Origin of the sequence: Romboutsia sp. 1001216sp1 (genome assembly GCF_039841805.1) — a bacterium.
GTDB lineage: Bacteria > Bacillota > Clostridia > Peptostreptococcales > Peptostreptococcaceae > Romboutsia_C > Romboutsia_C hominis.
In genome coordinates, this window is record NZ_JBDPHA010000005.1 from 80,454 (window position 1) to 102,396 (window position 21,943).

General features: G+C 26.4%; 18 protein-coding genes and 1 other annotated feature. Of the genes, 16 read left to right on the forward strand and 2 right to left on the reverse strand.

Going from position 1 to position 21,943, the window contains the following annotated elements:
- Positions 1-73 precede the first annotated feature (73 nt).
- Complete coding sequence (locus ABHC41_RS06815; RefSeq protein WP_271892559.1) at positions 74-544, reverse strand: DUF4358 domain-containing protein; 471 nt, start codon at positions 542-544, stop codon at positions 74-76.
- Positions 545-753: 209 nt separating this feature from the next.
- Here ABHC41_RS06815 and ABHC41_RS06820 point away from each other — a divergent pair, with 209 nt between their 5' ends.
- From ABHC41_RS06820 to ABHC41_RS06895, 16 genes are all read left to right on the forward strand, one after another.
- On the forward strand, positions 754-1,398 hold the full coding sequence (locus ABHC41_RS06820) for an undecaprenyl diphosphate synthase family protein (RefSeq protein ID WP_092924005.1): 645 nt from the start codon (positions 754-756) through the stop codon (positions 1,396-1,398).
- A gap of 97 nt (positions 1,399-1,495) precedes the next feature.
- Complete coding sequence (locus ABHC41_RS06825; RefSeq protein WP_092924008.1) at positions 1,496-2,332, forward strand: N-acetylmuramoyl-L-alanine amidase; 837 nt, start codon at positions 1,496-1,498, stop codon at positions 2,330-2,332.
- Between the two features lie 149 nt (positions 2,333-2,481).
- Positions 2,482-4,110, forward strand: coding sequence for a bifunctional diguanylate cyclase/phosphodiesterase (locus tag ABHC41_RS06830; protein WP_166505929.1), 1,629 nt, complete (start codon positions 2,482-2,484; stop codon positions 4,108-4,110).
- A gap of 63 nt (positions 4,111-4,173) precedes the next feature.
- Entirely contained in the window at positions 4,174-5,076 is a 903-nt protein-coding gene (locus ABHC41_RS06835; RefSeq protein WP_271892556.1) for a patatin-like phospholipase family protein, read from the forward strand.
- 41 nt (positions 5,077-5,117) lie between these two features.
- Positions 5,118-6,842, forward strand: a complete 1,725-nt coding sequence (locus ABHC41_RS06840; RefSeq protein ID WP_240275595.1) for an Eco57I restriction-modification methylase domain-containing protein — start codon at positions 5,118-5,120, stop codon at positions 6,840-6,842.
- Positions 6,843-6,890: 48 nt separating this feature from the next.
- On the forward strand, positions 6,891-7,235 hold the full coding sequence (locus tag ABHC41_RS06845) for a hypothetical protein (protein ID WP_092924019.1): 345 nt from the start codon (positions 6,891-6,893) through the stop codon (positions 7,233-7,235).
- A 91-nt stretch (positions 7,236-7,326) separates the two neighbouring features.
- Complete coding sequence (locus ABHC41_RS06850) at positions 7,327-8,538, forward strand: patatin-like phospholipase family protein (protein WP_092924022.1); 1,212 nt, start codon at positions 7,327-7,329, stop codon at positions 8,536-8,538.
- Positions 8,539-8,799: 261 nt separating this feature from the next.
- Positions 8,800-9,060, forward strand: coding sequence for an HPr family phosphocarrier protein (locus tag ABHC41_RS06855; protein ID WP_092924026.1), 261 nt, complete (start codon positions 8,800-8,802; stop codon positions 9,058-9,060).
- Between the two features lie 92 nt (positions 9,061-9,152).
- The gene (gene ptsP / locus ABHC41_RS06860; protein WP_092924029.1) at positions 9,153-10,865 is read left to right on the forward strand and encodes a phosphoenolpyruvate--protein phosphotransferase; all 1,713 of its coding nucleotides are present in this window, start codon (positions 9,153-9,155) and stop codon (positions 10,863-10,865) included.
- A gap of 70 nt (positions 10,866-10,935) precedes the next feature.
- Positions 10,936-11,070: a hypothetical protein gene (locus ABHC41_RS06865; RefSeq protein WP_271892550.1), complete on the forward strand. Its 135-nt coding sequence runs from the start codon at positions 10,936-10,938 to the stop codon at positions 11,068-11,070.
- Between the two features lie 118 nt (positions 11,071-11,188).
- Complete coding sequence (locus tag ABHC41_RS06870) at positions 11,189-12,226, forward strand: PTS sugar transporter subunit IIC (protein ID WP_330615163.1); 1,038 nt, start codon at positions 11,189-11,191, stop codon at positions 12,224-12,226.
- A gap of 309 nt (positions 12,227-12,535) precedes the next feature.
- Positions 12,536-12,784: a binding site (T-box leader), on the forward strand.
- 171 nt (positions 12,785-12,955) lie between these two features.
- Positions 12,956-13,960: an aspartate--ammonia ligase gene (asnA, locus tag ABHC41_RS06875; protein WP_166505926.1), complete on the forward strand. Its 1,005-nt coding sequence runs from the start codon at positions 12,956-12,958 to the stop codon at positions 13,958-13,960.
- Between the two features lie 102 nt (positions 13,961-14,062).
- Entirely contained in the window at positions 14,063-14,431 is a 369-nt protein-coding gene (locus ABHC41_RS06880; protein WP_166505925.1) for a DUF1232 domain-containing protein, read from the forward strand.
- A 243-nt stretch (positions 14,432-14,674) separates the two neighbouring features.
- Positions 14,675-16,564, forward strand: coding sequence for an ABC transporter substrate binding protein (locus ABHC41_RS06885; RefSeq protein ID WP_195581396.1), 1,890 nt, complete (start codon positions 14,675-14,677; stop codon positions 16,562-16,564).
- A gap of 338 nt (positions 16,565-16,902) precedes the next feature.
- On the forward strand, positions 16,903-18,099 hold the full coding sequence (locus ABHC41_RS06890) for a dicarboxylate/amino acid:cation symporter (protein WP_092924044.1): 1,197 nt from the start codon (positions 16,903-16,905) through the stop codon (positions 18,097-18,099).
- A 502-nt stretch (positions 18,100-18,601) separates the two neighbouring features.
- Positions 18,602-20,563, forward strand: a complete 1,962-nt coding sequence (locus tag ABHC41_RS06895; RefSeq protein ID WP_195581395.1) for a KUP/HAK/KT family potassium transporter — start codon at positions 18,602-18,604, stop codon at positions 20,561-20,563.
- Positions 20,564-20,606: 43 nt separating this feature from the next.
- Here the strand turns inward: ABHC41_RS06895 and ABHC41_RS06900 are convergent, their stop codons facing one another.
- Positions 20,607-21,680, reverse strand: coding sequence for a histidinol-phosphate transaminase (locus ABHC41_RS06900; protein ID WP_195581394.1), 1,074 nt, complete (start codon positions 21,678-21,680; stop codon positions 20,607-20,609).
- Positions 21,681-21,943: the final 263 nt, after the last annotated feature.

Genomic DNA, 21,943 nt, shown 5'->3' on the forward strand with positions numbered 1-21,943 from the left:
CCAAATTAATAAACCTCCTAAAGTTTATATAAAAAGAGCTGTCACAATTTATTTTGAGACAGCTTTTATATTTTTATTTTTCTATTACTTTTAATATTTTAGATTCTACATCTGCTGCATTATTAGTAGCTATAAAGTAAACATAATTCCCTTTATTTTTTAATATTGAATTAGCTGCAGCAGTTATATTATTTTCCCCACCATAACCATCTGCAAACATTTTAAATGAATCACCATTTTTATATTCATCAATAGCACTTTTAATCTTTTCAACGTTGTCAGTCTTAACCACAAAAACATCTTGAAGATTGACATTCATCATAGACTGTAATACAAAGCCCTCTTGTATATTATCTTTTACAGATTCAAATATATAGAAGTCTTTTGCATCTACATCAGCTACTGGTTGAACAGGTAAAGTGGCTTCATTATTTATAGCATCTTTTATATCATTTACAGGGACATCTTTAACTTCAGCTTTAGATGAACATCCAACTAAGCCTAAAGAAAAAATAAGTGTAAATAGTGCTAAAAATTTTTTCATGAAAACCTCCCAAATTTATCCATATTAAATATAGTCTACTATATGTAATAGTTAAAATCAATTAATTTAATATTAAAATTATTGGTAGATATTACCATTTAAATTTAAAATATACACAATTAAATGTAAAAGTAAGGAACATTAAATTTAATATATAAGGAGTAATTTTTAGAAAAATTGTAAATAATTCCAATAGAGAGGTGAAGCATATGAGAATACCAAAACATGTTGGGATAATACCAGATGGTAATAGAAGATGGGCACAAGATAAAGGAATGGGAAAAGATAAAGGATATGAAAATGGATTAGATCCTGGTATTGAAAGTTATAGACAGTTAAGAGATTTAGGAGTTGAAGAAGTAACCTTTTATGGATTTACTACAGATAACACAAGAAGACCTAGTTATCAGACAGAGTCATTTACTAAAGCGTGTATTGAGGCAGCTAATAGGCTTTTAGATGAAGGAGCATCTTTATTAGTAATAGGAAATTCCGACTCTAAAATGTTTCCCAAAGAACTTTTACCATATACTACAAGAACTAAAGAAAAGCCAGGTCAGATAAGAGCTAATTTATTAGTTAATTATGGTTGGTATTGGGATTTAAATACACTAGCTAATGCAAAAGGAGTAAATAAAAATAATATACATAACAATATACAATCTAATGATGTATCTAGGTTAGATTTAATTATTAGATGGGGTGGTAGAAGACGTTTAAGTGGATTTTTGCCAGTACAATCTATATATGCAGATTTTTATGTAGTAGATGATTATTGGCCTGACTTTAACAAAAATCATATAAATGAAGCATTAGCTTGGTATGATCAACAAGATATAACCCTTGGAGGATAAAATCATCAATTAAATAAGGACATTAAGTTGCAATTTAACCTTCTTAAATGTTAAAATACATTAGAGAAATTCAAAATGATTTCAGGAAGGGATAGCAATGTCAAAAAGAAGGAATATAAGAAAGCAAAGTGTGAGAAAAACTAAAACAAGAAGAATCAACAAGAAAAAGCTAATCTTTGTAATTTGTATATTCATAGCACTAATATTTGGGATAAGTAAAGTTGCTGCATCTACTTCTAAACTTATAGGGAATATAAAAGAAGCTAAATCACAAGAAATACAAAAACAAAAGGAAATAGAGGAAAATAAGCAATTTGATTTAGAGTCAGAATCTAGTACACCTCTAGAAGCAAAACATACTGTGGTAATAGACCCAGGTCACGGTGGAGATGACACAGGAAATGTTGGAATTAAGTCACCAGGAGACAATGAAGCAGTATATGAAAAAGATCTAGCTCTAGACATATCAAAGAAGGTAGCTGCTGTTTTATCAAATCAAAATGATATACAAGTAATACTAACAAGAACTGATGATAAAACTTTAAATACTTCAGATAGAGCAATACTTGCAAATTCTCAAAATGCAGATGCATTTATATCTATACAAATGAATGCAGAAACAGGTGGTAATACTGCAAATGGGGTAGAAACTTATTATAGACAAGATGCAGACCCTAGCGATAAATCTAAGCAATTAGCAGAAACTATACAAAACACTATGAAAGCATATGTAACTATGAAAGATAGAGGCGTAAAGCAACAGCATATACAAGTATTACAACAAACATATATGCCATCAGTAGTAGTGGAATGTGGATTTATAAGTAATAAAGAAGAGAGAGATAAACTTTTAGATAATACTTATCAAAATAGATTATCAGAGGGAATTGCTCAAGGAATACTATCATTTTTAGATAAAAATAGTAAAAAGTAGTTAACTATTAGTTAGCTACTTTTTTATTATAAGATACTATAATTAAGTTTCATAGCTATTTAGATAGGTATATGTCGATTTAGGTTGATTTGAGTTTAAAATTAATTTACAATATTATAGTAATGAATTAAAAAAATAGGGGAAAGTAGATGAAAATAAGAGGGAATTATAAAAGGTATATTTGTAGTAATATTATATTGTTTATATTGATTGCTTTACTAATTGGATTTTCTTGGATATTGCACTCAGAAAAAGGTATAGAAAACAGTATTAAAAAAGAATTGGCAATAGAAAAATTAGACGAAGCCGTTAGAGATAATAATCATATATTCTCTTTAAAAATAAATGATGTAGATGGAAATTATATAAAATATAGTTACTTAGATAAAAGTAATATTATAAAAATAGGAATAATAAGAATAATTATTTTTTTAATAATAATTTACATAATTATAATCATAAATAAGAAAATAAAAACATTTTTAGGTAAAAAATCTTATAAGAAAATGCATGAGTTCGTAAGATATAATGAAATTTTAATTGAAGGTAAAAAATATTTATCAGATAATAAAAATGAAAATCTAATAGCTATAAATTTTGATATAGATAAATTTAAAATAATAAATGATGTATATGGATATAAAGCCGGCGATGAAGTATTAAACTCCATTGCTATTAACATAGATAAATACTTCAAAGATAGAGGAATCTACGGTCGAATTACAGGAGATATATTTATAATAATTACTAAGATAAAATCAAAAGAAGATATAAAGGATATATTAGAACTAATAAAAACTAAAATTATAAATGTAAATCTTAAAGATTTTAATATAAGTGTAAATGTCTCTATTGGGTTATGTGAAGTAGAACAAGGTGAAGATGATATAGAAAAAATTATAAGTAATGCAGATATGGCTAGAATTAAATCTAAGGAGATAAATAATATAAGTCATGTAATCTTTGATGAAAAGTTAAAACAAGAAAAGAAAAAGTTGATAGAGTTAGAAAGGGATTTATTTAAATCTATAGATAATAATCAACTTAGATTATATTATCAGCCAAAGTTTAATATACACACAAAAGATATAGTAGGGGCAGAAGCTCTAATAAGATGGGAACACCCAACAAGAGGTATGATAAGTCCGATGGTATTTATACCTTTAGCAGAAAAAACTAGATTTATAAATAAAATAGGTCGTTGGGTATTAGAAGAAGCTTGTAAAATTATAAAGAAACAAGAAAATGAAGGATTAGATGTAGTTCCAATAGCAATAAATTTATCTAGGGTAGAGTTATACCAAAAGGATTTAGTAGATTTTATTGAAGAAATGTTAAAAAAATATAAAATAAATCCAAATTTAATAGAGATAGAAGTAACAGAAACTACAGCTTTAAAGGATTTAAAGTTTATAAACAAGAAATTAAGTGATATAAAGTCTTTAGGTATAAAGATAGCTATGGATGACTTTGGTACTGGAAATTCAAACTTAAGTGGCCTTAAAGATATATGTATAGATGTTTTAAAATTAGATAAATCACTTTTAAATGATATAGAAAAAGATTTAAAAACTCAAGTTATGGTAAAGTCTATATTAAATTTATCAAAGGATTTAGAATTAATGACTATATGCGAAGGTGTAGAAAATACAAGTCAAGTAGAGATATTAAAAAATATAAATGCAGAGGTCGTGCAAGGCTATGTATATTCAAAGCCATTAGAAGAAGAAAAGTTTAATAGGTTGATTAAAGATAAATCATTATATAAAGATAAATAGGATGGTACCATCCTATTTATTTTTGCATAATTTACATTAAAGTAAATTTTAATGGGGGAAAATATGAACAAATCTACTTTTAATATGCTTACATTTGATGGTGGTGGTCTTAGGGGATCTTTAAGTATAAGACTATTTGACAAAATACAAAAAGAGTACCCAAATATATTAAAAGAAACTAATTTATTAGGGGGAACTTCAACAGGTAGCTTAATAGCTCTAGGTCTTTCTTATGGATTAAGTTGTGAAAGTATAAAAAAACTATATTCATTAGAATATGCTAAATATATATTTAAAAATCCTCAACAAGAAATATTTAGACCAAAATATAATAATGATAATTTAAAAAAAGTACTACTTAGTATATTTCCAGAGGATTTAAGATTGAAGGACTTAAAAAAACTCGTTGTAATTCCTACTTTTTATATAGGGGATGACAATAATTCTTGGAGAGCTATATATTACAACAATCTACCAAATTCAGAAACAGAAAATGCAAGAGTTGTAGATGTTGCTATGTCAAGCTGTGCAGCTTTAATTTTTTTCCCAACCTATAAAAATCATATAGATGGCGGGATAATGGCAAATAACCCAAGTTTAGCTTGTTTGATATATGCAATGTCAAAAGAGATTGATAAAAGTATAAACGATATGAGGATACTATCAATAGGTACAGGATATAAATTTGATAAAATAATAGAAGATACTAGTGAATGGGGAGCACTAGATTGGATATTAAGCAATGAACCTGATTTTCCAATAATATCTGTAGTACTAGAAAGTAGTTTAAGTACTAGCAACGAGTTTTGCAAAAAGCTATTAGAAGATAATTATTTTAGAGTAAACCCTAAGACAGATATAGATATAGGCATGGATAATTATAATGCTCTAGATTATTTAAATAAAGTTTCTAATGATTACGATGTAAAAGATATTATTAACTGGCTAAACACAAAATGGAAGTAAATAAATTATATGTGCTACAATAAAAAGGGGGATATTAAAATTTGGAGGGGAAGATGGAAAAACACACTAAGGGGGATAATTTTGTAGTATCTAAAAACTATGAAAATAGCTTAGATACATTAAAAAAACAAGAAAAGGGAATTTACTATACACCAAGAGAAATAGTAGATTATATACTTGAAAATACATTAAAAAAACATGATATAATAGATAACCCGTGTCCAAAGGTATTAGATATATCTTGTGGATGCGGTAATTTTTTGTTAAAAGCTTATGATGTACTATATGAATTAATAGAAAATAACATAGAAAAATTAAATGAACTATATGGAGATAAATTTATATTGGAAAATATTCATAGTCATATATTAAGTAATTGTATATATGGATACGATATAGATAAAGATGCAATAGATATACTAATAGAGTGTCTAAATAAAAAGAGCGATAGCATATTGGTTAAAAATTTAAATATATACTGTACTGATAGCTTAAAGCATAACTTTAATGAAAAATTTGATTACATAATAGGAAATCCTCCATATATAGGTCATAAAAAGTTAGATAAAGAATATAAAAAATTCCTACTTAAAGAATATAAAAATACATATAGAGATAAATCTGATTTATATTTTTGTTTTTATGAAAAGTGCATAAATTTACTAGAAAAAGGTGGAGTATGTAGCTTAATAACTCCTAGGTACTTTATAGAAAGCCCGTCAGGAAAACATTTAAGAAAATATATATCAAAAAATACATACATAAAAGAAATTATAGATTTTCTAGGAGTTTCTGTATTTAAAAATATAGGAATTTGTAGTTGTATACTAACTTTAGTTAAAGATTTAAATAAAAATAGCAAAATAGATATATTAAAACCAGTAAATGAAAATATGCAAATAGAAGATTTAAGATATCTACTAAAAAATAATAAATTCGAAAAATTTTACATAGACCAAGAAAACCTAGATGAAAATTGGATTATATTAAATGAAAATGATAAAAAACTATATAATAAAATACAAAGTAATTGTAATTATACTCTAGAAGATATAGTTACAAGCTTTCAAGGGATAATCACAGGATGTGACAAAGCTTTTGTACTAGATATAAAAGATGAAAAAATAAACAAGGTAGATAAGAAATTATTAAGAAACTGGATAAAAAATAAAAATATAAATAAATACACAATTTCAAGTAGCAACTATAAACTAATATATTCAGATGATATAAAAGACGAAAATGATTATAAGTTAGAAATAGGGGAAATAATAGGAAAATATAAAGATAAACTATGCAAAAGAAGAGAATGTGTAAACAACACAAGAAAGTGGTATAAACTTCAATGGGGAAGAGATAAAAATTTATTTGAACAAATAAAAATAATGTATCCTTATAAATCTTCTCAAAATAAATTTGCAATAGATTACAATAATAGTTTTTGTAGTGCAGATGTATACTCATTTTTTATAAAAGAAGAATATAAAAAGGAGTTTTCAGAAGAGTATATAGTTGGCATATTAAACTCAAATATATATGATAGATATTATAAAATAAATGCTAAAAAGATAAGTAAAAATATTTATGATTATTATCCAAATAAAGTAATGAAAATAAAAATATTTAAAGATGATAATTATCATAAAATAGAAAATTTATCAAAATTAATAATACATAATATAAATAACAATAAGGAAATAGATAGCTTACAACTAGAAATAGATAATCTTATAAAAGACTCATTAGACATAAAATCACTAATGTAGTTTGAAATTCATATAGTGTATAAAACTTAATTTTAAGGAGGGGACTATATGATAAAAGCTAATATAGATGAGACGAGGCAAATTGTTCATATAGAAGTTAGTGGGTATATAAGTAGCCGTGAAGCTAAAGATTTTTTAAATAATTATAAACAAATGACAAGAGAATTAAGGGGAAGTAAATATAGCTTAGTTGTTGAGCCATATATATTTGAATGTGAAGAAGATGATGATATAAAAAAAATATGTATATCGTTTTTTAAGAGTGGTTATAAGAGAATATATTTAATAGATTCAAATAATTATATAATGGATAAAGTAAGTTTATCTAAAATAGAAGAGCGAATGTTTAACAAGCATGTAAAGACAATAGGTTCAATAAGTGAAGTAAGATAAAATATTTGAAAGATATATACTTTTCTATTATTTTTATGATAAAATGTAATTACTAAAAGTATATATCTTTCTTTATAAAATAGGTGATATAATGAAGGGTTTAATTTTAGAAGGTGGAGGTACCAAAGGTGCCTACCAAATAGGAGCTTACAAAGCTTTAATAGACTTAGGTATTGAATTTAATGGTGTAGCAGGTACATCAATAGGAGCTTTAAATGGAGCCTATATACTTCAAAATGACATAGAAGTAATGGAGGAAATTTGGTTGAAATACGACTATACTCATTTTATGAATATAGACGAAGAAACATATGAAAAATATAAAAATGTAGATTTTACAACCAAAAGTTTTAATACTGTAATTGAGCTTATGAATAAAGCTAGAAAAAATGAAGGTATTGATATAAGTCCACTTAAAAAACTACTCCAAGATACCTTAAACGAAGATGCAATTAGAAACTCTAAACGTGACTTTGGATTAGTTACAGTTACTTGGGATAAAAAAATAAATCCTCATCCTATGTACTTAGAACAAATACCAAAAGGTAGATTAGTAGATTACTTAATAGCAAGTGCAAGTTTACCTATATTTAAATTAGATAAAATAGATGATAAGCTTTATTTAGATGGTATGTTTTTTGATAATATGCCAATAAGCCTTTTAGTAGATAAAGGATATGAAGATTTAGTTGTAATAAGATTATTAGATGACTTTTTGGGTAAGAAAAATTTAAACAAGCATCAAGATATAAATATAAAAACAATAATACCATCAGAGTATTTAGGAGGCTCTTTAAATAAAGATAAGGATAGTGTAAAGAGAAATATAGATTTAGGATATTTAGACACTATGAAAGCCTACAATAGATATGAAGGTATTAAATACTATTTTAATGCAGATTATAAGTATGATGAAGAATATTGTTTTTATAAATTAAAACATATAGATAAAGAAACTATAGAAAACCTTTGTACAGTACTAGGTATAAAAAGAGAGGCAAGTACTAGATGCCTATTAGAAAGTGTTATACCTAGAGTTGGGGAGCTACTTAATTTAGAAAAAGAATTCTCATATCAAGATTTATTTTATGCTATATATGAAAAGAAACTTGAAGAAAATAATATAAGCAGAGTAAAATTATATGATTTTAATAAATTAGTAGAAACTGTTAATAAAAATATAACAGATAATAATAGCCATAAATTAAATGCAGAAACATTAGCTATAATTTCTTTACAAAAAAATAAATTGGCAAAAATAATTACCAATTATTTCTTGAAAGATTTTAAAACACAAGGTTAGTTAAATTTTCTCAGGGTGGGACATAAAAAGTACCATTGGACAAAATCGTTCCATTGTTGTAAAATAATAAAGTACCATTAAAGAGAATTTTTAATAAATATACTATTAATTAAAAAACTAAAAAGTCTTTATTAAAAATTTTAGTAGGTAGGCTTTTAGGGCATATAAAATAATTATATGCATAACAAATAATTATTAAGGATTATAGCAAAAATTAGCTATAAACAATATTTAAAGAAGAAATTTATTGGAGGTTTCACAATGGAAAAATTAGTAACTATAACAAATGCAAGTGGATTACACGCTAGACCAGCAGGAATGTTTGTAAAGAAAGCTGCTGAGTTCAAATCTACAGTAGAAGTTAACGCTAAAGGAAAGACAGTTAACGCTAAGTCAATAATGGGTATAATGAGTTTAGGATTAGCTCAAGGAGACGAGTTAACAATCGTTGCTAATGGTGAAGATCAAGAAGCTGCAGTAAATGCATTAGCTGAATTAATAGAAAGTGGATTTGGGGAGTAGTTAAATAAACCTCGGGAACTTGCCGAGGTTTTCTTTGGTATAGAAAATAAATAATATATAAATTTCAAAATGCATCGTTAGGAGGATTACCTATGTATAAAGGAACAGGAGCATCTCCTGGAATCGCTCTAGGAAAAGCACTAATAGTAGAACATAGTGAATTAGTTATAGAAAAAAAGTCGATAGATAATGTAGAAGAGGAAGTACTAAAGTTACAAAAGGCTGTAGAAATTTCAAAAGAGGAATTAACTAAGGTCAAGGAAAAGGCTTTTGAGGAATTAGGGGAGCATGAAGCCCAAATATTTGAATCTCATTTATTAGTTTTAGAAGATCCAGAATTAGTAGATTCTGCAGCTAATAAAATAAGAGATGAAAAAGTAAATGCTGATTTTGCATTAAATGAAATAAAAGAAATGTTTGTAGCTATGTTTGAATCTATGGACAATGAGTACATGAGAGAAAGAGCAGCAGACATAAAAGACGTTACAAATAGAGTACTTAGACATATATTAGGTGTAAAAGTAGTTGATTTAGCAGGTCTTGAAGAAGAAGTTATATTAATAGCTCACGATTTAACACCTTCAGATACTGCCACTATGAACAAAAAAATGGTATTAGGTTTTTTAACAGATATTGGAGGAAGAACTTCTCATACTGCTATAATGGCTAGAACATTAGAAATAGCAGCAGTTGTAGGACTTAATGATGCAACACAAACTATAAAAGATGGAGATTTTGTAGTATTTAATGGAGATACTGGTGAAGTTATAGTTAATCCAGATGAAGAAACTATAGAAAAATATACTAAACTTAAAAAAGAATTTGAAGATTATAAAAGAGAGTTACAACAATTAAAAGGAAAAGCATCTATAACTTTAGATGAAAGACATGTAGAGCTTGCTGGAAATATAGGAAGCCCTAAGGATGTTGAAGGTCTTATAAATAACGATGCTGAAGGTGTTGGACTATACAGAACAGAGTTCTTATATATGGACAAGGAAGATGCTTTCCCAACTGAAGAAGAGCAATACGAAGCTTATAAAGCAGTTTTAGAAGGAATGGATAATAAGCCTATAGTTATAAGAACATTAGATATAGGTGGAGATAAAGAACTTCCATACTTTAAAATGGATGAAGAAATGAATCCATTCTTAGGATATAGAGCTATAAGAATATGTTTAGATAAAACTGAAATATTTAAGACTCAATTAAGAGCATTATATAGAGCAAGTGTACACGGAAGATTAAGAATAATGTTCCCTATGATATCTTCATTAGGAGAATTATTATCAGCTAAAGAAATTATAAAAGAAGTACTAGCTGAATTAGATAAAGAAGGTATAGCTTATTCTAAAGATGTAGAAGTAGGTATGATGATAGAAATACCATCAGCTGCTGTTATATCTGATATATTAGCTAAGCATGTAGACTTCTTCTCAATAGGAACTAATGACCTTATACAATACACTTGTGCAGTAGATAGAATGAACCAAAAGATAAGTCACTTATACAACCAATTCAACCCAGCTGTACTTAGACTTATAAAAATGGTTATAGATAATGCACACAAAGAAGGAAAATGGGTTGGAATGTGCGGAGAATCTGCAGGAGATAAAAGAATGATACCAATACTTTTAGGTATGGGACTTGATGAATTCTCGATGAGTCCAATATCAATACTTCCTGCTAGAAAATTCATAACTTCAGTTAAATATGAAGATATGAAAAAATTTGCTGATGAAGTATTATCATTATCAACAGCAGAAGAAATAAAAAATCATGTAGATAAGACTTTTAATTTCTAATTTTAATATTAAAGCTAAAATTTAAAGGATATCTCAATTTAAGAGATATCCTTTTACATGTGAAAATAAAATGGATATACAAATGGTAGCTGTTCCTATAGTTTTAATTTGCTTTGCTATAATCATAGGTATTTTAGGATTAGTATTATACGCACTTATATTACTTATAAAATTATTAAAAATATATATAAAGAAAAATTCTTAAGCAACTCATATATGAGTTGTTTTTATTTACTTTAAAATTAATTACTAGAAAGAGGAATAAGTAATAAAATAATGTAAAAACTAAACTAAGAAAAAAGACAGCTTAGGAGGCAAATAATATGATGGAAATATTAATGGGTACTGGATTACTTTTAGTAGTCCTTGCACTATTTACTCTATTTAGCTACAAAGCACCATATGGTATGAAAGCCATGGGAGCATTAGCTAGTGCTGCTTGCGCAAGTTTCTTAGTTGAAGCATTCCACTTCTCATTTTTTGGAGAAGTATTAGGATTTAAGTTTTTAGAAAGTGTAGGATCTGCAAATGGTTCTATGGGAGGAGTAGCAGCTGCAATACTTGTTCCTCTAGCTTTAGGAGTATCACCAGTATATTCTGTACTTGTAGGTTTATCTGTATCAGGATTTGGTATACTTCCAGGGTTTATAGCAGGTTACTTAACATCTTTTGTGGTTAGATTCTTTGAGAAAAAAGTACCAGCAGGACTTGATTTAATAGTAATCATAGTTATAGGAGCGCCACTTTGTAGAGCTATAGCTATGGGAATGGACCCTATAGTAAATAATACTTTACTTCAAATAGGTCAAGTTTTAATAAAGGCAGCAGATACATCACCAATAATAATGGGTATTATACTTGGTGGACTTATAACAGTTGTTGCAACAGCACCACTTAGTTCTATGGCACTTACATCTATAATAGGTCTTACAGGACTTCCAATGGCCATAGGTGCATTAGCAGTATTTGGTTCTTCATTTATGAATTTTATTTTCTTCTCAAAGATGAAATTTGGTTCTAAAAAAGATACAATATCAGTAGCAATAGAGCCACTTACACAGTCAGATATAATATCTGCAAATCCAATACCAGTATATACGACAAACTTTATAGGAGGGGCAATGTCTGGTGTTATAGTAGCTTTAATGCAACTAGTAAATAATACTCCAGGTACAGCAACACCAATAGCTGGGTTTGCTATAATGTTTGCTTACAATCCACCAATACAAGTTTTAATAGCAGCAGCAGGATGTATAGTAGTGAGTATTTTAGGTGGATATATAGGATATGCTTTATTCAAAAACTACAAGATAGTAAGAGCTGACAAAATAAGAGGAGATGTCATAAATGATAATGATTAAATTAAGTTAATAATAAATTTATTAAATAAAGTATGAAACTTTTTACAATATTATCATAGTATATAATAAGAAATAATTTAAACTTTTGTGTTTATTAGTATATAAATTAGTATAAAAATATTAATTAAAAAAATCATTAATTTACATTTTATATTAGTTTTCTAATTAAATATAAGGTTAAATAAATAATTACTATAAAAATAAAGCTATTATTAATATAATACTTAAAAATAAAAAGTAGTAAAAAAATATATATAAAAAAAAGATTTGACAGAAAATTTATAATAATATATCATTAACAATAACATAACAAAGACTATGAAAGGAAGAGTAGATATAGTACGTAGTCAAAGCGAGTTGGTGGCGGTGAGAGTCCAACACGAAGGCTATATTGAAGAACATCCTGGAGTTGCTAACCGAAACAAAAGTAGGCTTAGACGGAACCAACCCGTTATCGAATTGGAATGTACTAAGATTATTCTTGCTACATTATTAAGGTGAGCTTATTATTAAGCTAATCAGGGTGGTACCGCGGAAGATATGCCTTTCGTCCCTATATTTTATATATAGTGGATGAAGGGCTTTTTTATATGCCGAATTTCATAGATTTGTATGTAGCCAAGGCCAGGCTATGGATAAAAATAACTAAACTTAAGTATAGTTAATTAAGTTTTAAAGTAAGTATGACGTCATACTCCTTAAATAAAAAAATAAAAGGAGATAATAAAAATGAGTTTAATAATACCAACACAATATAAAACAAAACTAAGTATAATACAAACGCAAGAAGCTATAAAAGATTTAAAGGACTTTTTTGAACATAGATTAGGTGAAGAGCTAAGGTTAACTAGAGTATCATCGCCATTATTTGTATTACCTGAAACTGGTACAAATGATAACTTAAATGGAATAGAAAAGGCTGTAAGCTTTGAGGTACCTGATATAGGTAAAAAGGCAGAAATAGTTCAATCATTAGCTAAATGGAAAAGAATGGCTCTTAAAAAGTATGGATTACCTACAGGAAGAGGAATCTATACAGATATGAATGCTATTAGAAAAGATGAAGAATTAGATAACATACATTCTATATATGTAGACCAATGGGATTGGGAACTTATAATAGATAAAAAACAAAGAAGTAGAGAAACATTAGAAGAAGTGGTTAAAAAGATTTACAAAGTATTTAAAGAAACTGAAGAACATGTACAAAGTATATATCCAGAAATACAAAAAATACTTCCTGAGGAGATAACATTTATAACATCTCAAGAATTATTAGATTTATATCCAGAGTTAACTCCAAAAGAAAGAGAAGATAAAATAGTAAAAGATAAAGGGGCAGTATTTTTAATGCAAATAGGAAAAGTACTTTCAAATGGTGAAAAACATGATGGAAGAAGTCCTGATTATGATGATTGGGAATTAAACGGAGATATATTATTCTATAACCCTGTATTAGGTAGAGCATTAGAATTATCGTCTATGGGAATAAGAGTAGATGAAGAAAGTTTAGATAGACAATTAAGAGAAAGTGGATGCGATGATAGAAGAAGCTTAGATTATCATCAAGCATTACTAAAAGGAGAACTACCATATACTATAGGTGGAGGAATTGGTCAATCTAGAATATGCATGTATTTCTTAAACAAAGCTCATATAGGAGAAGTACAAGTTGGAGTTTGGCCAAAAGAAATGATAGAAGAATGTTACGAAGCTGGAATAAGTTTACTATAGTACAAATTGAGTCTAATATATTTATATAAAATATCATATAAGTTATAATAATGCTAATATATAGATAATAAATATTTTTTATAACTTAGGAGTGATAATATTATGAATATTATAGATAAAATATTAAATTTTTTAAAGGTAACATTAGTAAGATTTAGAAAAGCTAAATTTGGTTTTATGTTTTTTATAAATATATTTAAATTACCAGATTTATTAAAAGAAAGTAGAGTTAGTATAATGAGTAAAGCAAAGGTAATATTTGCATTAATAGTAGGACTACTTTACTTAATATTAGGTATAGATTTTATACCAGAGATTATACTTGGGTTATTTGGTTTTATTGATGATTTATTTATTTTAATATGGAGTTTGGGAATAATAAATGAAGAAATAGAAAAATATAAAGTTATCATCAAAACAGATAAGAATTCAAATATCATAGAAGATGTCAATTTTAATATAAAAGATTAAGAAACGGCTATTATGCCGTTTCTTTTAATTTATACAAAAACTTGTGAAAATAGTATTATATATATTTTTGAGTACAAGTTTCGACAAAAAAATATAAATGCAGATGATATAATAAAGTATCATAAGTCGAAAAAATATAAATTAACAAAACATATAGTTAATATATATAAATTAAAATTTTGGCAAAAGTAGGTGATAATCATGAGGAAGTGTAAATACCTAAGTTTCATTTTTATTACTATTTTGATATTGGGAATATATACAAAAGATATATATTCAGAAGGAAAAAGAAATATTTTATTTATTAGTTCAGGAAATCCTAATTTTTTAAACTTTGATGAATATATGAGTGGAATAGCAGGTGGGTTAGGCCATGATATAAATTTACAAACGGAGTATATGAATTCAAAATATAACTATAACCCAAAGCATGAATTAGAATTTTATGAGTTGCTAAGCCATAGAATAAGAAACTATAAAAATTTTGATGGAATTATTGTAGAAAATGATGATGCATTAGAATTTGCTATAAAATATAGAGAAGATTTATTTAAAGATATTCCTATTGTATTCTTCGCAATAGAAAATGAAGAACTTATAAAAAAGGCTTTGTCTTATGATATGGTTTCAGGGGTAAAGGAAGTATCATCAATAGATAAAAATATAGAGCTAATATCTAAATTTCACAAAGGTGTAAAAAATATTTACTTTATGTCTGGATATAAAAGTGAATTAACAAAAGAAGATATATCTTATTATGAAAATAAATATAAAAAAAATAATATTAATTTACATGAGGTAGTTACTCGCAATATAGATGTTAATGATTTTAAGAAAAAGTTAAAAAAACTAGAAAGTAGTGATGCAATTATAACTTTTTATCCAGGGTATTTTGAAAATATTAATTTAGGACACGAAGATACAATTGGGCTTATAAAATCATTAACTAAAGATGTTCCTATATATAGTTCATTTGAACATAGTATAGGGAAAGGTACTATAGGTGGTAAGGTTGTAAGTCCATATAATCAGGCTAAAAAAGCTGGGGAAATAGTAAATTCAATTTTATCTGGGAAAAGTGATAAAAAAATTTATATAGGTGATGACAATGCAAATAAGTATATATTTGATTATGAGGTAATGAAAGAATTTGGTATAAAAAAGCATGATTTACCAGACGGATCTGTAATAGTAAATGATCCAATAGAAATTTATAAAAAACATGAAAATTATATACTAGTAGTAATTTCTATTATTTTAGTTCTAGTAGCTATGGTAATAGCCTTAATATCTTATACTAACTATAAAATGAAATATGAAAAAGAACTTTTAAGATTAATTGATGAAGGCGAGGAATTAAGCAGATTAAAGGCACACTTTACATCTAATATTAGTCATGAACTAAGAACGCCAATTACTGTTATCTCATCAGTAATGCAGCTTTCAAAATCAAAATCTAAAAACAATGAATTCATAATAAGTAATAATAATTATGAAATTATAGAAAGTAATTGTAATAGATTGCTAAGGTTGATAAATAATTTAATTGATATTCAAAAATTTAAATGTGTAGATACAAAACCATATTTACAAAATGTAAATATAGTAGAGTTAATCGAAGATATAACTTTATCTGTAATACCATATACAAAATCTAAAAATTTAGATATTATATTTGATACTACTGACGAGGAAATTATAACAGCTGTTGATATTGATAAAATGGAAAGGGCAATACTTAATTTATTGTCAAATGCAATTAAATTTTCATACAATGGTGGAACTTTAAATGTCAATGTATCAACGTTAGAAGATAATGTTGAGATTGAAATAAAAGATAAAGGAATAGGTATGAATGAGGAAGAGTTAGAGCATATATTTGATATATTTTACCAAATAGATAATACCATGACTAGAAAGAATGAAGGAAGTGGGGTAGGATTATCTATTGTTAAGCTATTTGTAGAAGCACATGGAGGAAAAATTGATATAAAATCAAAATTAAATGAAGGCACAACCTTTAAAATAAAAATACCTATAATTAAAATAAGTGAAAATAGATGTGATAAATATATAATAGAAGATGAATTAAAAGAAAAGGTAAAATTAGAGTTATCAGATATATATATGTAGATATAAAATAAAAATTATTTAAAATTATAAAGAATAAGTGAAAAGAATAAAAAAGATAGTTTCTATTTTATGAAATTATCTTTTTTTATTATAAAAAATTTAAAAGTAAATTTAAAAAAATAATATTGAAATTAACACTATATAGAAAGAAAATTAAGAAAATTTCAATTATAAAGAAAAGCGATTTAATAAAAAAAGTATAAAAAGTTAGAAATAAAATAAAATAAAGAAAAAATCAAAAAAAACAAAAAAATATCTAGGAAAACGTTGACTAGAATAGAAAAATGTTTTATTATAAGTTTGCAAGGGGAAAAAAATGACAGGGGGAGAAAGATCGTATGAAAAAAATAGGATTAGTTCCTAAACTTATTATGGGTATCATAGCCGGTATATTAATCGGACAATTCGCACCAGAAGTTATAGTTAAAACTCTGGTAACTGCAAGTAGTTTATTCTCTGCATTCTTAAAATTCGTTATACCATTTATAATAATAGGATTTGTTACAGCAGGTATAGCAGATTTAGCAACAGGTGCAGGAAAATTATTAGGGATAACAACAGGAATAGCATATGGGTCTACAATAGTAGCCGGAACATTAGCATTTGCTGTAGCATCGTTAATATTCCCATCTTTTATAGATGCAAGTGTTGCTTCACAAATAGGTGATCCTGAAGCAGGTATGTTATCACCATTCTTTAGTATACCTTTATCACCAATGGTAGATGTAACTGCTGCAATAGTATTTGCATTTACAATGGGTCTAGGTATATCTGCTCTTAGAAACAATGGTAAAGGGCAAACTTTACATAATATATTCCAAGAGTTCCAAGAAATCGTAACGAAAGTATTATCAACAATAATAATACCTTTATTACCAATATATATAGCAGGAACATTTGCTAATATAACTTTTGCTGGACAAGTTTGGTCTATATTAGGAGTATTCTGGAGAGTTTACTTAATAGTAATACCTCTACATTTAATATACTTAACAATACAATTTACAGCAGCAGGAATAGTTACAGGGAAGAATCCTTTCAAAATGTTAAAAAACCAAATACCTGGTTACTTAACAGCAGTAGGAACTCAATCTTCAGCAGCTACTATACCAGTAAATGTAGAATGTGCTAAAAACAATGGAGTAAGCAAAGAAATAAGAGAATTCTGTGTACCTTTATGTGCAACAATTCACTTATCAGGAAGTATAATATCAGTTACATCATTTGCTGTTGCAGTACTTATGATGAACAATATGGATCATAGCTTTACTACTTTATTCCCATTCATATTAATGTTAGGAATAGCAATGGTTGCAGCACCAGGAGCACCAGGTGGAGCTATAATGAGTGCATTACCTTTCTTACCAATGATAGGTATACCATCAGATGGTGGACTTGCAAGTTTAATGATAGCTTTATACTTAACTCAAGATAGTTTCGGAACAGCTGCAAACGTATCTGGAGATAACGCTATAGCAGCAGTTGTTGATCATATAAACACTAAAATGTCTAAAAAGGCAAATAAAGTTGCTTAAGCAATTAAAAAAAATAGCTACCTCTTATGAGGTAGCCTTTTTTATTTAATAAAACATTTCACTTAAAAATCATAAAATATAAACCTAACAAATTAATATTGTATGAAAAGTCATAAATATTTTTATATTTAAACTAATTATATTATAAAAATAAACCTTATAATTAAAAATTCTTTAATTTACATATTGAAAATATTAAAAATCATCAATTTAAATATTTATTTGTTTAAAACAAGCTAAACTTAGCTTTTGCAATGTTAAACTTAAATTTAAATTTGAAAAATATTAAAAAAACTAAATAAATTATTTGTCTATATTCTTATAATTAAAAATTATGAAATGCTTAACAAAAGAGACATTTGACAGAAGAAGACTACTTTGCTAGACTAAGTCCATTATCAAGGTATAGTCATAACATATTAAATTAATAACAAAGATATGAGAGCCTTATTATAGGTTATTTTTAATAACTTGTAATAGATGAAACTAGCGGATTGTGATTATGAAAGAAGGTAAATCAATTATGAAAAGCAAAAAAGTAAGTATAGCATCGTTATTAGTAGCATTAGGTATCGTATATGGAGATATAGGTACATCACCTTTATATGTTATGAATTCAATATTATCAACTAATAAAGGACAGGTTTCTACGGATTTAGTATTAGGAGGAATATCACTTGTTATTTGGACATTAACACTTCAAACAACTATAAAATATGTAATATTAACTCTTAAAGCGGATAATAACGGAGAAGGTGGAATATTTTCATTATATACTTTAGTAAGAAAAAGAGCTAAATGGGCAATTGTACCAGCGGTTATAGGCGGAGCATCACTTTTAGCAGATGGGATAATAACACCTCCAGTAACTGTTACATCATCTGTTGAAGGGTTACAAATGATATTTCCACTAAGTCTTAATATGATATTAATTATAGTAGTATCAATATTAATATTATTATTTTCTTTTCAAAACTGTGGAACTATGAAGATAGGAAAGCTTTTTGGTCCTATTATGTTTTTATGGTTTTCTATGTTAGCTATACTTGGTATATCTCAAATAATTAATAATCCACAAATAATAAAAGCTATAAATCCTTATTATGGAATAAAATTATTAATTGAAAATCCCAAAAGTACTTATATTTTAGGAGCAGTATTTCTTTGTACAACAGGTGCAGAAGCGTTATATTCTGATCTTGGACATTGTGGAAGAAAAAATATATACTATACATGGTTTTTTGTAAAGGTATGTTTAATACTTAATTACTTAGGACAAGGAGCATGGCTTATGTTAAGAGAAGGAGATGTAGTAATAAATAATCCATTTTTCTTAATAATGCCAAAGTGGTTTATTGTACCAGGGGTCATAATAGCGACAATAGCAGCAATTATCGCAAGTCAGGCACTTATTTCTGGGGCATTTTCATTAATATCAGAGGCAATAAAATTAAATCTTTTTCCTAGATTATTAATTAAATATCCAAATGAGGAAAAAGGTCAAATATATATACCAGTAATTAATTTTACATTAGGAATAGGCTGTATATTGTTAGTTTTATACTTTAAAAAATCTGAGAATATGGAAGCTGCATATGGACTTGCTATCACAGTTACTATGCTTATGACAACCATATTATTATCTCAGTATGAAAAATATAACAATAGAAAAGCTACAAGATCTGTATTAGTTTTAATTGTTTTTGGAATAATCGAATTAAGTTTTTTATATGCAAATTTATCTAAGTTTTTTAGAGGAGGATATATAACTGTATTAATAGGATTTATTATAATGTTTGTTATGTATTCATGGGTATATGGATTAAAGATAAAGGAAAGATACAATCATTTTACCAAGCTATCTAAATATAAAGATAGATTTAAATCTATAATAGAAGATACAACATTGCCCCTATATTCAACACATCTAGTGTATTTAACTCAAACTAGCACTAGGGGGTATATAGAAGATAATATATTATATTCTATATTTAATAAATCACCAAAACGCGCTAAATTCTATTGGTTTGTTAACGTAAGAGTAACTGACGAGCCGTATACTATGAGTTATAAGGTTCATACTATAATACCTAATCAAATATTTAAGATAGAATTTGAACTAGGATTTAAAGTAAATCAAACAGTAAATATATTTTTAAGAGAAGTAATAGAAGAATTAATATCTACAGAAGAATTAAAAATTACACTAAAGGAATATATGATAGATAACAATTTAGAGAAAAATGTTGGAGATTTTAAATTTGTATTGTTAGAAGAAAATTTATCTAATGAAAGTAACCTTTCAAAATGGGATAGTTTTATAATAGGTTTTAAGATACTTATAAAAAAAATAACAGTATCTCCAGCTAAGAGGTTTGGTATAGATACTAGTATTGTTGAAGTTGAGAAAGTTCCTATTATAATAGGAAAAAGGAAAAAGGTAAAATTAACTAGAATAAAATAAAATAAAAGTTATCTCTTACTTTGAGATAACTTTTATTTTTTTATTAAAATATATTATTTAAAGAATTTATTAAAAGTCTATTATCTTTAGGTTTTAAAATACAAACTCTAAAGAAATACTCGTTAAGTCCATCAAAAGAAGCACAATCTCTTATAATTATTTTATGTGGAATAAGCTTATCTCTTAATTCACTTGCAGTTAATTTTTTTGATTTTATTTCACATAATATAAAATTACCTTGGCTATCATAAACATTTAAATCATCTATATTTCTTAAATTATCAAATAAATAATCTCTTTCTTTAGTCATAACATTAATAGTATTTTCTATGAAGTGTGTATCTTTAAACATAACCTCACCCATTAATGTAGCAAATATATTTATATTCCATAAATCAAGATGAGATGATATACTATCTTTTACACTAGTATTAGATATAAGCCCATATCCTAGTCTAATACCAGGGGTTGAGAAGAACTTAGAAGTACCTCTTATAACAAATATATTATTATAATCATCAACTAAAGATGTTGAAGAAAAAGCTTTAGTATCTGTAAATTCTATGTAAGTTTCATCAATCATAAAGAAAGTATTAGTACTTTCAAGTAAAGTTTTTATCTCAGCTTTTGAGAAAGTAAAACCAGTTGGATTATTAGGGTTACAGATAATAATCAAATTATATTTATTACTATTTATGTGATTTATTAATTTATCAATATCAATCTTAAAGTCATTTTCATGTTTTGAGTAATATTTGTCTATATTACAGTTTATCTTTTTTAATTCTTTTTCATACTCAGAATAAGCAGGTGATAAAAGTAGAGCTTTAGTAGGATTTATAGTTTTTATAAATGAAGAAATAAGCTCTGTTGCACCACTTCCTAATACTATGTTTTCTTTATTACAATGACAATAAGAAGAAATAGAATTTTTTAAATTTGTGTAATCAGGGTCTGGATATATAGAAACCTGATCTATATTTTTAATCACAATGTCTTTAGCAGCATTAGATGCACCTAAAGGATTTATATTAGAACTAAAATCTAGAAATTCTTCTTTTGAAAATCCATATTTTTTCGATAAGTCATATAAATTAGCACCATGGTTTAAACTCAAGTAAAACACCTCCGTAGTTAATAGTTACAATTTAATTATAATATAAAAATCGATTATTAGTAGCTTTTATAAAAATATTAAATAATAATATCTAACCAAAAAATCATATTTAGGAAAAGATGTATAGCAAGAAATTTTAAGAAAATAATAAAAATATACTTAAAAATTTAAATAATAAAAAAATATTGAACAATTACTAAAAAAAATATAAAAATGTTCTAATATTTGTGCTTATATGGTATAATGTTTTTATTATAATATAC

Coding starts and splice junctions, on each gene's coding strand:
- ABHC41_RS06855 (WP_092924026.1), top strand. CDS start 8,800: ATGGAAAAATTAGTAACTATAACAAATGCAAGTGGATTACACGCTAGA.
- ABHC41_RS06825 (WP_092924008.1), top strand. CDS start 1,496: ATGTCAAAAAGAAGGAATATAAGAAAGCAAAGTGTGAGAAAAACTAAA.
- ptsP (WP_092924029.1), top strand. CDS start 9,153: ATGTATAAAGGAACAGGAGCATCTCCTGGAATCGCTCTAGGAAAAGCA.
- ABHC41_RS06865 (WP_271892550.1), top strand. CDS start 10,936: ATGGATATACAAATGGTAGCTGTTCCTATAGTTTTAATTTGCTTTGCT.
- ABHC41_RS06890 (WP_092924044.1), top strand. CDS start 16,903: ATGAAAAAAATAGGATTAGTTCCTAAACTTATTATGGGTATCATAGCC.
- ABHC41_RS06815 (WP_271892559.1), bottom strand. CDS start 544: ATGAAAAAATTTTTAGCACTATTTACACTTATTTTTTCTTTAGGCTTA.
- ABHC41_RS06830 (WP_166505929.1), top strand. CDS start 2,482: ATGAAAATAAGAGGGAATTATAAAAGGTATATTTGTAGTAATATTATA.
- ABHC41_RS06895 (WP_195581395.1), top strand. CDS start 18,602: ATGAAAGAAGGTAAATCAATTATGAAAAGCAAAAAAGTAAGTATAGCA.
- asnA (WP_166505926.1), top strand. CDS start 12,956: ATGAGTTTAATAATACCAACACAATATAAAACAAAACTAAGTATAATA.
- ABHC41_RS06845 (WP_092924019.1), top strand. CDS start 6,891: ATGATAAAAGCTAATATAGATGAGACGAGGCAAATTGTTCATATAGAA.
- ABHC41_RS06880 (WP_166505925.1), top strand. CDS start 14,063: ATGAATATTATAGATAAAATATTAAATTTTTTAAAGGTAACATTAGTA.
- ABHC41_RS06870 (WP_330615163.1), top strand. CDS start 11,189: ATGATGGAAATATTAATGGGTACTGGATTACTTTTAGTAGTCCTTGCA.
- ABHC41_RS06835 (WP_271892556.1), top strand. CDS start 4,174: ATGAACAAATCTACTTTTAATATGCTTACATTTGATGGTGGTGGTCTT.
- ABHC41_RS06850 (WP_092924022.1), top strand. CDS start 7,327: ATGAAGGGTTTAATTTTAGAAGGTGGAGGTACCAAAGGTGCCTACCAA.
- ABHC41_RS06820 (WP_092924005.1), top strand. CDS start 754: ATGAGAATACCAAAACATGTTGGGATAATACCAGATGGTAATAGAAGA.